Source organism: Microbacterium sp. OVT16B (genome assembly GCF_019969705.1).
Taxonomy (GTDB): domain Bacteria; phylum Actinomycetota; class Actinomycetes; order Actinomycetales; family Microbacteriaceae; genus Microbacterium; species Microbacterium natoriense.
This window is the reverse complement of record NZ_JAHXZA010000001.1, coordinates 2,927,807-2,942,077: the sequence shown is the minus strand read 5'-3', so window position 1 is coordinate 2,942,077 and position 14,271 is coordinate 2,927,807. Positions and strand designations below refer to the sequence as shown.

The window sequence follows — 14,271 nt, the reverse complement described above, 5'->3', positions numbered from 1 at the left end:
GACAGCCGAGCCGTCGCGAACGGCGTGTGCGTGCGCCGAGAACCCGCCGTTCGCGACGGGTCGCGACGCGGGGTGAGGGGCGCGAGCCCGGGCGCTCAGTCGAGCTGCGTGCGCAGGCGGCGGGTGACCTCGGCGATCGGCATCGAACGGGGGAAGACGGCGACCACCACGTCGTCCGGCGCCTCCGCAGGTGCCTCGGCGGGCACGCCGTAGCGGCGCCGCACATCGGCCAGCGCCGACTGCAGCGTCGACAGCGGCACCTTCTTCTTGCCGCGCAGCAGCTGGCGCAGCACGTGGTTGTGCACCGCCGTCACGAGGGCGGCGAAGCCCACAGCGTCCAGCGGGTCGATACCGGGGAGGGACGTGCGCAGGTAGTCGTCGAACAGGCGCTCGTAGCGGAACACGGTGATGATCTCCCGCTCACGCAGCACGGGGACCTGCCGCACGATCTGGTAGCGACGACGAGCGAGCTCCGGATCGTTCGCGAAGTGCGAGAAGACGGACTCCGATGCCGCGCACACGGCGCCCCACGGGTCTTCGTGCCCCTCGGCGAGGAACTCCCTGAGCTGCTCGATGAGGACCTCGTGATCGGCGAACACCACGTCCTCCTTGCCGCCGAACTGGCGGAAGAAGGTCGACCGCGAGACGCCGGCGGCCTTGGCGATCTGCTCGACGGACGTCTGGTCGAAACCCTGGGTCTGGAACAGTTCGAGCGCTGCGGCGACGACGGCGGAGCGCGGTTCGGGGAAGTCTCGCATGACGAAAGCCTAGAACCTCGCGGGCGAACTGCGAGGCGGCTTCCCGGCACGGGGCGCTCAGAGCGAGGTAGTAAGCTGGGGGACTGGTCGATGTCTCGACATCGAGAGAAAAACCAGCCGCATCCCAGTGAAGGAACCACAGTGGATCTGTACGAGTACCAGGCACGAGACGTTTTCGAGAAGTACGGAGTGCCGGTCCTCGCCGGCATCGTCGCCGACACCCCCGAGGAGGTGAAGGCAGCCGCTGAGAAGATCGGCGGAGTCGTCGTCGTCAAGGCACAGGTCAAGACCGGTGGTCGCGGCAAGGCAGGCGGCGTCAAGGTCGCGAAGACCCCCGAAGAGGCGTACGAGGCAGCCAAGGCCATCCTCGGCCTCGACATCAAGGGCCACATCGTCAAGCGCGTCATGGTCGCACAGGGCGCCCGCATCGCCGAGGAGTTCTACTTCTCCGTGCTGCTCGACCGCGCCAACCGCTCCTACCTGAGCCTCTGCTCGGTCGAGGGCGGCATGGAGATCGAGGAGCTCGCCGTCGAGCGCCCAGAGGCGCTCGCCCGCGTCGAGGTCAACCCGCTCACGGGCATCGACAAGGCGAAGGCCGTCGAGATCGCCCGCGCGGCGAACTTCCCCGAGGACCTCGTCGAGAAGGTCTCCGACGTCTTCGTGAAGCTCTTCGACGTCTACAAGGGCGAGGACGCGACGCTCGTCGAGGTCAACCCGCTGGTCCGCACCGAAGAGGGCGACATCATCGCGCTCGACGGCAAGGTCACGCTCGACGACAACGCCTCCGAGATCCGCCACCCCGAGCACGAGGCGCTCGAGGACAAGGACGCCGCTGACCCGCTCGAGGCCAAGGCCAAGGCGAGCGGCCTGAACTACGTGAAGCTCGACGGCGAGGTCGGCATCATCGGCAACGGCGCAGGTCTCGTCATGTCGACGCTCGACGTCGTCGCCTACGCCGGTGAGAACCACAACGGCGTCAAGCCCGCCAACTTCCTCGACATCGGCGGCGGCGCCTCGGCCGAGGTCATGGCCGCGGGTCTCGACGTGATCCTCGGCGACCCGCAGGTCAAGAGCGTGTTCGTCAACGTCTTCGGCGGCATCACGGCGTGCGACGCCGTGGCCAACGGCATCAAGGGCGCCCTCGAGACGCTGGGCGCCGCGGCGTCCAAGCCCCTCGTCGTGCGCCTCGACGGCAACCGCGTCGACGAGGGCCGCGCGATCCTCGCCGAGTACGCGCACCCGCTCGTCACCCTGGCCGCCACGATGGACGAGGGCGCCGACAAGGCCGCCGAGCTCGCCAACGCCTGATCGCAGAGAGACACAAGGACTAGAGAAATGTCGATCTACCTCAACAAGGACTCCAAGGTCATCGTCCAGGGCATCACCGGCGGCGAGGGCACCAAGCACACGGCGCTCATGCTCAAGGCCGGCACCCAGGTCGTCGGCGGCGTCAACGCCCGCAAGGCCGGCACCACGGTCGCGCACACGGACAAGGACGGCAACGCCGTCGAGCTCCCCGTCTTCGCCTCGGTCGCCGAGGCCATGAAGGAGACCGGCGCCGACGTGTCGATCGCCTTCGTCCCCGGCGCCTTCACGAAGGACGCGATGATCGAGGCCATCGACGCCGAGATCCCGCTCCTCGTCGTCATCACCGAGGGCGTCCCCGTCGGCGACTCGGCCGAGGCCTGGGCCTACGCGCAGAGCAAGGGCAACAAGACCCGCATCATCGGCCCGAACTGCCCCGGCATCATCACCCCCGGTGAGGCGCTCGTCGGCATCACCCCGGCGAACATCACCGGCAAGGGCCCGATCGGCCTCGTGTCGAAGTCGGGCACCCTGACCTACCAGATGATGTTCGAGCTGCGCGACCTGGGCTTCTCGACCGCCATCGGCATCGGCGGCGACCCGGTCATCGGCACCACGCACATCGACGCGCTCGCCGCGTTCGAGGCCGACCCCGAGACCAAGGCCATCGTCATGATCGGCGAGATCGGCGGCGACGCGGAAGAGCGCGCGGCCGACTACATCAAGGCGAACGTCACGAAGCCGGTCGTCGGCTACGTCGCGGGCTTCACCGCCCCCGAGGGCAAGACCATGGGCCACGCCGGCGCCATCGTCTCGGGCTCGGCGGGCACCGCTCAGGCCAAGAAGGAGGCCCTCGAGGCCGCCGGGGTCAAGGTCGGCAAGACGCCGTCCGAGACCGCCGACCTCATGCGCGCGATCGTGGAAGCTCTCTGATCTGAGCTACGCTTGACATGAAGGCCCCGGGCTCCACCCCGGGGCCTTCATGCATGTCCGGCTGCGGCATCCGCTCGCGGCATCCGCTCGGGCATCCGCTCGCCCGTTCGTGCACTCGGGCGGATGCTCGTCCTCGTGTTTTTCGGAGGGTTGTCGCTTTTTCGGATGATCGGCGGCGGATCGTCCGAGGAACGTGCGATCGTCCGATGAACGTGCGACGGTCCGAGGGTTGGTGGGGATGCTGCGTACTCGCTCGTGGCATCCGGCTGCGGCATCCGCTCGGGCATCCGCTCGCCCGTTCGTGCACTCGGGCGGATGCTCGTCCTCGTGTTTTTCGGAGGGTTGTCGCTTTTTCGGATGATCGGCGGCGGATCGTCCGAGGAACGTGCGATCGTCCGCGGAACGTGCGACGGTCCGAGGGGCGGTGAGACGACAGAGGGGCGGCAGAGACGGCAGAGGGGGCGGCAGAGACGGCAGAGCGGCGGCAGAGACGACAGAGGGGCGGATGCTGCAGCATCCGCCCCTCTGTCGTGCGGGTGTCAGGCGCCGAGCAGCGCCTCGATCGGGCCGCGGGCGAAGAACAGCACGAAGCCGACACCGACCGCCCACAGCAGCGGGTGGATCGTCTTGGCCTTGCCGGAGAACGCGTTCACGACGATCCAGCTGACGAAGCCCGCCCCGATGCCGTTCGCGATCGAGTAGGTCATCGGCATCACCGTGGCGGTGAGGAACACCGGCAGCAGCACGCGGAAGTCGCTCAGATCGATGTTCTTGATCTGCGAGAGCATCATGGCGCCGACGAGCACGAGGGCGGCGGCGGCGACGGCGCTGGGCACCAGGGACGTGAGCGGCGTGAAGAACATCGCGAGCAGGAACATCGCGCCGGTGATGACCGTCGCGAAGCCGGTGCGGGCGCCCTCGCCGATGCCGGCGCCCGACTCCACGAACACGGTGGCCGACGACGATGAGGTGCCGCCTCCGACGATCGCGCCGACGCCCTCGACCACGAGGGCCGACTTGATCCGGGGGAAGTCGCCCTTCTCGTCGGCGAGGTCGGCCTCCTTGGCGAGACCGGTCATGGTGCCCATGGCGTCGAAGAAGTTCGAGAACAGCAGCGTGAAGACGAACATCACCAGGGTGACGCCGCCGACCTTCGCGAAGTCGAAGCCGAAGTCGACCTGGCCGATCAGGCTCAGGTCGGGGAGCCCCACGATGCTGCCGTTGAATCCGAAATCCTGACCGAAGGGCCAGATGAGGTTGACGAGCGCTGCGAGCACGGAGCCGCCGACCAGGGCGATGAGGATGGCGCCCTTGATGCGCAGGGCGATGAGCACGCCGCCGATCAGCAGCGTGATGACGAACAGCAGGGTGGGGATGGATGCCACGGAGCCGCCGATGCCGAGATCGACCGGGGGAGAGGCGTTCTTGGTCGAGGTCACGAACCCGGCGTTCACGAAGCCGATGAACGCGATGAAGAGGCCGATGCCGACCGTGATCGCGAGCTTGAGCTGCACGGGGACGGCATCGAAGATCAGCTTGCGCAGACCGGTCGCCGCGAGCAGCACGATGATCACGCCGTTGATCATGACCAGCGCCATGGCCTCGGGCCAGGTCACGGTGCCGACGACCGTGAAGGCAAGGAACGCGTTGATGCCGAGGCCGGCGGCGAAGGCGAACGGCAGGCGGGTGACGAGCCCGAAGAGGATCGTCATGATCCCGGCGGTCAGTGCGGTGGCTGCGGCGACTGCGGGGCCGGACAGCACGTGGCCGTCGACGTCGGGGGTGGCGAGGATGATCGGGTTGAGGATCACGATGTAGGCCATGGTGACGAAGGTCACCAGGCCTCCGCGCACCTCGGTGCCGATCGTGGATCCGCGCTTGCTGATCTCGAAGAAGCGGTCGAGAGCGTTCGTGGGCTCTGCGCTCGCGCGGACAGGGGACGGGGCAGTTGTCATCGGGGGAACCTCCGTGGAGACGATATCGTGTCGCCCGAGTCGCGCGCGCCCCGAGGGGAGCCGCAGGTTCTCGTCGTAGTCTCGAAGGGATATGCAACGCCTCCTCGTCGCGCTCCTCGCGGCCGTCGACGCAGCCATCGCGGCCGCGATCGGTCTCGCCGTGCTGCTGGCGCCCCTCACCCTGCTCTGGACGCTCGCGTTCGGCGTCGGCGCCGACTGGGGCGCCCTGTGGCCTCTCACGGGAACCCTGTGGCAGTTCGGGCACGGAGTGCCGTTGGATCTGACGATCCCCGCCGAGGTGCTGACCGCCGCCGGGATCGCCCCGGAGGCGGCGTCGTTCACGCTGTCGGTGACGCCGCTGGCCTTCCTCGTCTTCACGCTGCTCTTCGCCGCGCGATCCGGTGCGCGGGCGGCTCGCGCGGGCACGTGGCTGCTCGGCGCGCTCTCGGGATCCGCCGCGTTCGCGCTGATCGCCGTCGGCGTCGCGCTGTCCTCGAGCCTCGGCGTCGCCCGCACGCCTCTCGCTCTCGCGATCCTGCTGCCGTCGGCCGTCTACCTCGTCGGCGCCGTGTGCGGAGCCGTGCGCATCGCGTGGGAGGACGGCGACGGCGGCATCCTCGACCGTGTTCACGACGCCGTCGACTCCTGGGGGGAGTGGGGGCCGGTGCCCGCCGCAGCGGTGCGGGGAGCGGCCTTCGCGGTCGTCGGCGTGGTCGCGGCATCCGCGCTCGCCGTCGCGGTGATGACCATGCTGCGCGGAGGGCAGGTCGTGGCGCTCTTCGAAGCCGCCAGGGTCGACGTGCTCGGCGCCACCGTGCTCACCCTCGGACATCTCGCCTACCTCCCCACGCTGATCGTCTGGGCCGCCTCCTGGCTCGCCGGTCCCGGCTTCGCCGTCGGCGCCGGCACGGCGGTGTCGCCGGCGGGCACGCAGCTCGGCGTGGTGCCCGGCATCCCGGTGCTGGGCCTGCTGCCCGAGAACGGCTCGATGTGGATGCTGGTGGTCGTGCTCGTCCCCATCGCGGCCGGCGCCTTCGCCGGCTGGGCGGTGCGCTCGCGTCTCGTCTGGGAGGGCACGCCGCTCGGTCTCGCCCAGCGTGGGGCGATCGCGCTGGGCATCGCCGTGCTCACCGCGGGCGTGGCTGCGACGGCCGCTGTCGTCGCGAACGGATCGATCGGTCCGGGGCGGCTCGGAGTGGTCGGACCAGCGGCGCTGCCCTTCGCGATGGCGCTCGGCGGCGAGGTGCTGATCGGCGCCGCGATCCTGCTGCTCGCGCCCCGTCACCGCGACGAGCTCGCGGAGGAGCGCACCGATCGGTGGATCGCCGAGATGGCGGCATCCGACCTGCCGCTGAACGATGCGCCGGATGCCGGTTCCTCCTTCGACACGACGCCGCTGGACGATCTCCCTCCGCGCGGCTCCGGGGGCTGACATGCGGGTCGGGCGCGCCGCGGCGCCCCGGTAGACTGGGCGCGTGCTCACGGTCGCCGTTCTCATCTCGGGCACAGGCTCGAATCTTCGTGCCCTCCTCGAGGCTGCTCGTCACCCCGACTTCCCCGCGCGGGTCGTCGTGGTCGGAGCCGACCGCGAAGCCGACGGGCTCGCGCACGCGGAGGAGTTCGGCATCCCGAGCTTCACGGTGCCGTGGCACCTGCACGAGAGCCGCGAGCACTGGGGCGAGGAGGTCGGCCGTCAGCTCGACGTCTGGAAGCCGGATCTCGTCGTGCTCAGCGGGCTCATGCGCCTGCTGCCGCCGTCGCTCGTCGCCGCGTACTCGCCGCGTCTGATCAACACCCACCCGGCCTACCTGCCGGAGTTCCCCGGAGCGCACGGCGTTCGCGATGCCCTCGCCGCCGGAGCCGCCGAGACCGGGGCCAGCGTGATCGTCGTCGACGACGGCGTCGACACCGGCCCCATCCTCGCGCAGGAGCGCGTGCCGATCGTCGAGGGCGACACCGAGCACACGCTGCACGAGCGCATCAAGCCCGTCGAGCGCCGACTCCTCATCGACGTGGTGCGACGCATCGCGACCGGCGAGCTCGCGCTGTCCTCCGCTTCCTGACCCCTCACCCTCGCACGAAGGAGCCCTCCATGGCCGGCCCCCGCCACGACCCCTCGCTGTACCGCGATCGCGATGCGGTCCCGATCCGCCGCGCGCTCGTCTCGGTGAGCGACAAGACCGGGCTGCTGGCCCTCGCCGCGGCGCTCGCCGAATCCGGCGCCGAGATCGTGTCGACGGGCTCCACCGCCGCGACGATCCGCGAGGCGGGCTTCGAGGTCACCGACGTCGCCGCCGTCACCGGCGTCGACGAGATGCTCGACGGCCGCGTCAAGACGCTGCACCCGAAGATCCACGGCGGCCTCCTCGCCGACCTGCGGCTGGAGGATCACGAAGGACAGCTCGAGCACCTCGGCATCGCGCCGTTCGAGCTCGTGGTGGTGAACCTGTACCCGTTCGTCGAGACCGTGGCCTCTGGCGCTCAGGGCGATGACGTCGTCGAGCAGATCGACATCGGCGGCCCTGCCATGGTGCGCGCCGCGGCGAAGAACCACGCCAACGTCGCCATCGTCGTCTCGCCGGAGTCGTACCCGGCGATCGTGGGCGCGATCAAGGAGGGCGGCACGTCCCTCTCGCAGCGGCGCGAGCTCGCGGCGCGCGCCTTCGCGCACACCGCGGCCTACGACGCTGCGGTCGCCTCATGGTTCGCCGAGGGGACCCTGATCGACCAGGGTGATCTGCCGGCGCACCTCACGATCCAGGCCGAGCGTCTCGCGACCCTCCGCTACGGCGAGAACTCCCACCAGCGCGGCGCGATCTACACGCGCGCCGGCGGCCACGGCATCGCCCAGGCGACGCAGCTGCAGGGCAAGGAGATGTCGTACAACAACTACGTCGATGCGGATGCCGCCCTGCGCGCCGCCTACGACATGGTGCTGCCCGCCGTCGCGATCATCAAGCACGCGAACCCCTGCGGCATCGCCACCACCGCGCCGAACGCCCTCGACCCGATCGCCAGCGCGCACCTGCGGGCCCACGAGTGCGACCCGGTGTCGGCGTACGGCGGAGTCATCGCCGCGAACGGCACGGTCACCCTCAAGATGGCCGAGAACCTCAAGGACATCTTCACCGAGGTCATCGTCGCTCCCTCGTTCGAGCCCGCCGCGCTCGAGGTCTTCAAGGCCAAGAAGAACCTGCGTCTGCTGCAGCTCCCGGAGGACTGGCAGCAGGAGCGCATGGACGTCCGCCTGGTGTCCGGCGGCCTGCTGCTGCAGGACGCCGACCGGTTCCCCGACGACATCTGGTCGGTCGCGAAGGACTGGGAGCTCGTCTCGGGCGAGCGCCCGAGCGACGCCGAGATGGAGAACCTCATCTTCGCGTGGAAGGCGTGCCGCGCCGTGAAGTCGAACGCGATCGTGCTCGCGAAGGACAACGCCACCGTCGGCGTCGGCATGGGCCAGGTCAACCGCGTGGACTCCTGCCGTCTCGCCGTCGAGCGGGCGGGCGACCGCGCGACCGGATCGGTCGCGGCATCCGACGCGTTCTTCCCGTTCGCCGACGGCGCGCAGGTGCTCATCGATGCGGGCGTCAAGGCGATCGTCCAGCCCGGCGGCTCGGTGCGCGACGAAGAGGTGGTGGATGCGGCCCGCAAGGCCGGCGTGACCATGTTCTTCACCGGGGAGCGCCACTTCTTCCACTGATCTCCGGCCCCGTCGCTCCAGGTCACGTCCGCGGAATCTATACTGGACGGACACTGGGGCGACGGGGCGACGGTATGACAGCACAGACGAGTGCGACTTCGGGTGACGGCACGTCCATGCCGTCGTGGCTGACTCCCGCGTCCTATTGGCTGCCGGCCCACTTCGTGGACTCCGCCTGGTCCACTCACGGGTCGTTCGCCGCCTGGATCGTCGACGTGCTGCGACCGCGGGATGTCATCGAGCTCGGCACCCACAACGGCTTCTCGTGTTTCGCGTTCGCAGAGGCGGCGAAGCGGATGGGCCACCCGATCACGATCCATGCGCTGGACAGCTGGGAAGGCGACGATCAGGCGGGCTTCTACGACGACTCCGTCTACCTCTCGGTGCGCGCGACCGCCGAGCGCGACTACGCCGGTTCGGTCGTGCTGCATCGCGGCTACTTCTCCGAGACGCGTCCGGAGTTCGCCACAGCCTCCGCGGACCTCCTCCACATCGATGGACGCCACGGCTATGAGGATGCCAGGGAGGACTACGAGCAGTGGCGTGACACGGTCCGCGACGGCGGCGTGATCCTCTTCCACGACATCGCCGAGCGGCGCGAGGGCTTCGGCGTCTGGAGACTCTGGGAGGAGATCGCCGAGCCCGGCCGCTCCTTCACGTTCGAGCACGGCCACGGGCTCGGCGTGCTCGCCGTCGGCGACATCGCGCAGGAACCGCTTCGCGTGCTCTTCGACGCCGATGCCGGCGTCGCCGACCGCATCAGGACCGACTTCGAACGACTCGGGGCGGTCATCGCCGAGATGGCGCGCATCCCGCATTTCGAGGCCGAGGTCGCCTCGTTGCACGACGTCGTGGACATGTTGCAGACCGAGCGTCTGCGCCTCACCGAGGTGATCGCCGCCCAGGATCGCTCGATCGCCTCGTTGCACGGCAGCACGAGTTGGGCGGTCACTGCGCCGCTGCGCGCGGCGAGCCGGATGATCAGACGAGACCGCTGACGCCGGCGCGGTGAGGCGGGACCACAGCGATGTCCGATTTCCGCCAGTGCGTGTCGGCGGGGCGTGACAGCATGGAGCCATGAGCCTCCCCGTGATCGACTTCGACGAGCGGTATCGCGCCATCAGCGCCCGCGACACCCGCTTCGACGGGCAGTTCGTCACCGCCGTGCGATCGACCGGGATCTACTGCCGACCGAGCTGCCCTGCGCGCACCCCGAAGCCCGAGAACGTCACGTTCTACCCGACCAGCGCCGCGGCGCACGAGGCCGGCTACCGTGCGTGCAAGCGCTGCCTGCCGGAGGCCGCGCCCGGCTCACCGGCATGGGACATCCGGGGAGACACCGCCGCGCGGGCGATGCGGTTGATCGCCGACGGGGTCGTGGAGCGCGAGGGCGTGCCGGGGCTCGCCTCGCGTCTCGGGTACTCCAGCCGTCATCTGACCCGCCTCCTCGCCGCCGAGCTCGGTGCCGGGCCGCTCGCACTGGCCAGGGCCCATCGCGCCCACACGGCTCGCATGCTCCTCGTCGGCACCGACATGCCCGTCTCCGACGTCGCGTTCTCCGCCGGGTTCGCCAGCATCCGCCAGGGCAACGAGACGATCCGCGAGGTGTTCGGACTCACCCCGGGGGAGCTGCGCGCGCGCCGACGCAGGGACGCGGCGGCGGATCCCACCCCCGGTGCGATCGACCTCGTGCTTCCGTATCGCGGTCCGTTCGACGCGGCCGGTGTGTTCGCGTGGATGGCCGCGCGAGCCGTGCCCGGCATCGAGACGGTCGCACCGAACTCGTTCGCTCGGCATCTGCGCTTGGCAGGAGGTCCCGCCTGGTTCGAGGTGCGGCAGGATGCCTCCTCGCGGCTCCGTCTGCGCGCGAGCGTCACCCAGCTCGGCGACCTCGCCCCGCTCGTGGCCACTGTTCGCCGCATCTTCGATCTCGACGCCGATCCGCTGGCCGTCGACGACGCGTTGAGTGCGCACCCCGAGCTCGCGCCGCTGGTCGCCCGCACCCCCGGCATCCGCGTCCCCGGCTCCGCCGACCCGCACGAGATGCTCATCCGCGCGATGATCGGGCAGCAGATCACCGTGGTCGCGGCCCGCACCGCGCTGACGGCCCTGGCCGACGCGCTCGGCGAGCGCACGCCGCACCCCGTTCCCGACGGAGCGGGTGAGCCGGGGCTGCTGTTCCCGACGATGTCGGCGATCGCCGCGCACGGGGCAGAGGTGCTCCGCGGGCCCGCCGCGCGCATCAGGGCGATCGTGGGAGCAGCCGCCGCGCTTGCCGACGGCACCCTCACCCTCACGGTCGGCGACGACGGCGTGCAGCAGCGCTCCGCACTGCTCGCGATGCCCGGCATCGGCCCGTGGACCGCCGACTACGTGCGCATGCGCGTGCTCGGCGACCCCGACATCCTGCTCCCCGGGGATGTGGCGCTGCGCGCAGGCGCCGCGGCCTCCGGCCTGCCGGGAGACCCCGGCCCCCTCACGGACTGGGCGGAGCGCGTCGCGCCCTGGCGCAGCTACCTCAGCGCGCATCTGTGGCGCGCGGCGCCGGTCAGGCCGGCACGCACGAAGACGACGAAGAAGGAGACCCCATGAACGCCCTCATCCAGACCATCGACACCGCGGACGGACCCTTCACGATCCTCGCCGACGACCGGCAGCGCGTGCTGTCCTCGGGGTGGACGGCCGATCAGGAGGCGATCCTCGACCGGCTCGCCGTCGCCCGTCGCCCGGAGTCGGTCCTCGAGGGGGAGACGGACGCCGCCTCTGCCGTGGTCGCCTACTACGGGGGCGACCTCGCCGCGATCGACACGGTCGCCGTGATGCAGACCGGCACCTCCCTGCAGCTCGCAGGATGGGAGCTCCTGCGGCGCATCGACCCCGGTGCGCCGCTGACCTACACGACCTTCGCGGCGCGTCTCGACAACCCTCGTGCCGTACGGGCGGCCGCGTCCATCTGCGCGCGCAATGCCCCCGCGCTGTTCGTGCCCTGCCATCGGGTGCTCCGCACGGACGGCACTCTCGGCGGCTTCGCGTGGGGACTCGACGTCAAGGAGAGCCTCCTGGCGCGGGAGGCCGCCGCTCGTTGAGCCGATCCGACGACTCCGCGGCGTGCGAGTGGTGCGCGGCGACGAACCGGCGCGGTATCCCCGCTCGTATGCTCGACGCGAGAAACGAGGTCGAGGAGGGCCGATGGCGCAGGTCGAGACGATCAGAACCTGGGTCGAGCGGCGGATGCCGGAGCTCGTCGCCGCGCACCGGGTCCCCGCGCTGTCGCTCGCGATCGGCCTCGGCGACGAGACGATCGAGTTCGCGCCCGGGATCCTGAACCGCGACACCGGCGTGGAGGCGACGACCGATGCGGTCTTCCAGATCGGCTCCGTCACCAAGGTGTTCACGGCCACGCTCGTCATGCAGCTCGTCGACGAGGGGCTGCTCGCGCTGGATCAGGCGGTGCGCGACATCCTGCCCGGATTCCGGGTGGCCGACGCCGACGCATCGGCGCGGATCACCGTGCGCCAGCTGCTCAGTCACTCCTCGGGCTTCGAGGGCGATGTGTTCGTCGACACGGGGGCGGGCGACGACAACCTGGAGCTCTACGTCGACATCCTCGCCGGGACTCCGCAGCTCTTCGCCCCTGGAGAGATGTTCTCGTACAACAACGCGGGGTTCTCGACCCTCGGCCGCCTCGTCGAGGTGCTGCGGGGAGCGCCGTACGACCGCGTGCTCCGCGAGCGCCTGCTCGATCCGCTCGGACTCCGGCACGCCGCCGTCGATGCGGAGGAGGCGATCCTCCACCGCACGGCGGTCGGACATCTGCGCACCGCGGCGGGAGACATCGCTCCGACGACCGTGTGGTCGATGGAGCGCTCGGGGAGTCCGGCGGGGTCCCGACTCGCGATGAGCGCGCGCGACCTGCTGGGCTTCGGGCGCCTCCATCTCGCCGGAGGCGTCGCGGCGGACGGATCCCGGCTGCTGTCCACGGCATCCGTCGAGGACATGCGCCGCCCCCAGGTGCGGCTGCCGGACATCGATCAGGGTGTCGCCTGGGGGCTCGGCTGGGAGCTCTTCGCACGCGACGGCCGCGTTTTCGCCGGTCATGACGGCAACACCATCGGTCAGTCGGCCTGCCTCCGTCTGCTCCCGGAGGAGGGGGTGGCGGTGGCCGTGCTCGCGAACGGAGGGGACCCCCATCCGGTGTTCGCCGAACTGGTCGATGACGTGCTGCGGGAGGTCGCGGGCATCGGCCAGAAGGAGACGCCGGCCGCATCCGGACCCGCTCCGCACGACGCCGGGCGCTTCGTGGGCCGCTACGAGTCCAGCACGGCGATCACGACGATCAGCCGCACCGACGACGGGCGGCTCTGGCTCGACCGCACACCCCGGGGCGTCGTCGCCGACCTCGGCGATCTGCCCTACCGCACCGAGCTCGTCTCCTGGCGGGACGACGTGCTGCTGCCCGTCGACCCGGAGCGCGGCGTGCGCCAGCCCATCGCCTTCCTGGGCGACGACGGCACCGGGCGCGCGGCGCACCTGCATACGGGACGCGCAGACAGGAGGATGGACTCATGAGCTTGGACCTTCACCGCCGCGCGGTCGTCGCGGACGCGCACAATGACCTGCTGTGCTCCGTCGCGAGCCGCGAACCCGATGAGTGGTCGGAGTACTTCCGTGCGCAGTGGCTGCCTCAGCTGCACGCCGGCGGCGTCGACCTGCAGATCCTCCCCGTGTTCATCGACGACCAGTACCGTCCGGAGGGGGCGCTGCGCCGCACGCTCCGCATGATCGAGGCCGCGCACCGGATCGCGGAGGACAACGCGGATGCCGTCTCCCTCTGCCTCACCGGCACGGAGGTCGACCGCGCGATCGAGGAGGGGCGCATCGCCCTGGTGCTGGCCCTCGAGGGCATGCCGGGGATCGGCGACGACGTCGAGCTGCTGGAGACCGTGCACCGTCTCGGCGTGCGCGTCGGCTCCATCGCGCACTTCGGCCGGAGCGCGTTCGGCGACGGCAGCGGCGAGGACGCCGCGGGCAGCCGCCTCACCAGGACCGGCGTCAGGGCGGTCGCCGAGATGGAGCGCATCGGGATGCTGTTCGACGTGAGCCACCTCGGCTCCGGCGGCGTCGACCACGTGCTCGAGCTCGCGACGCGACCGGTCATGGCCACGCACTCCTCGGCGCGTGCGCTGTTCGACCACCACCGCAACCTCACCGACGAGCAGGCGCGGGGGATCGCTGCCACGGGCGGTGTCGTGTGCGTGAACTTCTTCGCCGCATACCTGCACGAGAGCGCGTACACGATCGACACGCTGCTCGATCACTTCGAGCACCTGGTCGGCGTCGCAGGCGTCGATCACGTGGGCATGGGACCGGATTTCGTGCGCGAGGTGCTGGCCGACACCACGGCGCCCTGCTGCGTGCAGGACACGGTGGAGGGCGTCCCTGCCGATGTGTACCTGCCGGGGCTCGACGGCCCGGCAGGGCTGCCGCTGGTGACCGAGGCTCTGCTGGGCAGAGGGTGGGGAGAGGCTGATATCCTCGCCGTGCTCGGCGGGAACGTGCAGCGGCTGCTCCGCGCCGAGCTCGGCGTCGCCGGACGCCCCGCCTGATTCGTCGGCCCCGA

Annotated in this window: 12 protein-coding genes; 10 read left to right on the top strand and 2 right to left on the bottom strand. The window is 70.5% G+C overall.

The window, feature by feature from the left end:
- Nucleotides 1-95 precede the first annotated feature (95 nt).
- Nucleotides 96-758, bottom strand: coding sequence for a TetR/AcrR family transcriptional regulator (locus LC438_RS13915; protein WP_105672753.1), 663 nt, complete (start codon nt 756-758; stop codon nt 96-98).
- A gap of 141 nt (nt 759-899) precedes the next feature.
- On the opposite strand from LC438_RS13915, the gene sucC reads away from it, so the two are divergent.
- The gene (gene sucC / locus LC438_RS13910; RefSeq protein WP_105672754.1) at nt 900-2,066 is read left to right on the top strand and encodes an ADP-forming succinate--CoA ligase subunit beta; all 1,167 of its coding nucleotides are present in this window, start codon (nt 900-902) and stop codon (nt 2,064-2,066) included.
- A 27-nt stretch (nt 2,067-2,093) separates the two neighbouring features.
- A complete protein-coding gene (gene sucD, locus LC438_RS13905; protein WP_223586923.1) occupies nt 2,094-2,996 on the top strand; it encodes a succinate--CoA ligase subunit alpha in 903 nt (300 codons plus the stop codon).
- Nucleotides 2,997-3,535: 539 nt separating this feature from the next.
- Here sucD and LC438_RS13900 read toward each other — a convergent pair.
- Nucleotides 3,536-4,951, bottom strand: coding sequence for an NCS2 family permease (locus LC438_RS13900; RefSeq protein WP_223586922.1), 1,416 nt, complete (start codon nt 4,949-4,951; stop codon nt 3,536-3,538).
- A 91-nt stretch (nt 4,952-5,042) separates the two neighbouring features.
- On the opposite strand from LC438_RS13900, the gene LC438_RS13895 reads away from it, so the two are divergent.
- The 8 genes from LC438_RS13895 to LC438_RS13860 all read left to right on the top strand — a co-directional run bounded on the left by LC438_RS13895 (nt 5,043) and on the right by LC438_RS13860 (nt 14,257).
- Nucleotides 5,043-6,383 carry a DUF6350 family protein gene (locus LC438_RS13895; protein WP_223586921.1) on the top strand — a complete coding sequence of 447 codons (1,341 nt, stop codon included), beginning with the start codon at nt 5,043-5,045 and terminating at the stop codon, nt 6,381-6,383.
- A gap of 43 nt (nt 6,384-6,426) precedes the next feature.
- Nucleotides 6,427-7,014 carry a phosphoribosylglycinamide formyltransferase gene (gene purN / locus LC438_RS13890; protein WP_105672758.1) on the top strand — a complete coding sequence of 196 codons (588 nt, stop codon included), beginning with the start codon at nt 6,427-6,429 and terminating at the stop codon, nt 7,012-7,014.
- Nucleotides 7,015-7,043: 29 nt separating this feature from the next.
- The gene (purH, locus tag LC438_RS13885) at nt 7,044-8,651 is read left to right on the top strand and encodes a bifunctional phosphoribosylaminoimidazolecarboxamide formyltransferase/IMP cyclohydrolase (RefSeq protein ID WP_223586920.1); all 1,608 of its coding nucleotides are present in this window, start codon (nt 7,044-7,046) and stop codon (nt 8,649-8,651) included.
- Nucleotides 8,652-8,725: 74 nt separating this feature from the next.
- A complete protein-coding gene (locus LC438_RS13880; RefSeq protein ID WP_223586919.1) occupies nt 8,726-9,649 on the top strand; it encodes a class I SAM-dependent methyltransferase in 924 nt (307 codons plus the stop codon).
- Between the two features lie 79 nt (nt 9,650-9,728).
- Nucleotides 9,729-11,243, top strand: coding sequence for a DNA-3-methyladenine glycosylase 2 family protein (locus LC438_RS13875; protein ID WP_223586918.1), 1,515 nt, complete (start codon nt 9,729-9,731; stop codon nt 11,241-11,243).
- Nucleotides 11,240-11,737: a methylated-DNA--[protein]-cysteine S-methyltransferase gene (locus tag LC438_RS13870; protein ID WP_105672761.1), complete on the top strand. Its 498-nt coding sequence runs from the start codon at nt 11,240-11,242 to the stop codon at nt 11,735-11,737. The genes LC438_RS13875 and LC438_RS13870 overlap by 4 nt, the downstream gene beginning before the upstream one ends.
- A gap of 103 nt (nt 11,738-11,840) precedes the next feature.
- Entirely contained in the window at nt 11,841-13,220 is a 1,380-nt protein-coding gene (locus LC438_RS13865) for a serine hydrolase (RefSeq protein ID WP_223586917.1), read from the top strand.
- On the top strand, nt 13,217-14,257 hold the full coding sequence (locus tag LC438_RS13860; RefSeq protein ID WP_223586916.1) for a dipeptidase: 1,041 nt from the start codon (nt 13,217-13,219) through the stop codon (nt 14,255-14,257). Before LC438_RS13865 ends, LC438_RS13860 begins: the two co-directional genes overlap by 4 nt.
- Nucleotides 14,258-14,271 lie beyond the last annotated feature (14 nt).

Coding starts and splice junctions, on each gene's coding strand:
- LC438_RS13915 (WP_105672753.1), bottom strand. CDS start 758: ATGCGAGACTTCCCCGAACCGCGCTCCGCCGTCGTCGCCGCAGCGCTC.
- sucD (WP_223586923.1), top strand. CDS start 2,094: ATGTCGATCTACCTCAACAAGGACTCCAAGGTCATCGTCCAGGGCATC.
- LC438_RS13900 (WP_223586922.1), bottom strand. CDS start 4,951: ATGACAACTGCCCCGTCCCCTGTCCGCGCGAGCGCAGAGCCCACGAAC.
- LC438_RS13895 (WP_223586921.1), top strand. CDS start 5,043: ATGCAACGCCTCCTCGTCGCGCTCCTCGCGGCCGTCGACGCAGCCATC.
- purH (WP_223586920.1), top strand. CDS start 7,044: ATGGCCGGCCCCCGCCACGACCCCTCGCTGTACCGCGATCGCGATGCG.
- LC438_RS13880 (WP_223586919.1), top strand. CDS start 8,726: ATGACAGCACAGACGAGTGCGACTTCGGGTGACGGCACGTCCATGCCG.
- LC438_RS13875 (WP_223586918.1), top strand. CDS start 9,729: ATGAGCCTCCCCGTGATCGACTTCGACGAGCGGTATCGCGCCATCAGC.
- LC438_RS13870 (WP_105672761.1), top strand. CDS start 11,240: ATGAACGCCCTCATCCAGACCATCGACACCGCGGACGGACCCTTCACG.
- LC438_RS13865 (WP_223586917.1), top strand. CDS start 11,841: ATGGCGCAGGTCGAGACGATCAGAACCTGGGTCGAGCGGCGGATGCCG.
- LC438_RS13860 (WP_223586916.1), top strand. CDS start 13,217: ATGAGCTTGGACCTTCACCGCCGCGCGGTCGTCGCGGACGCGCACAAT.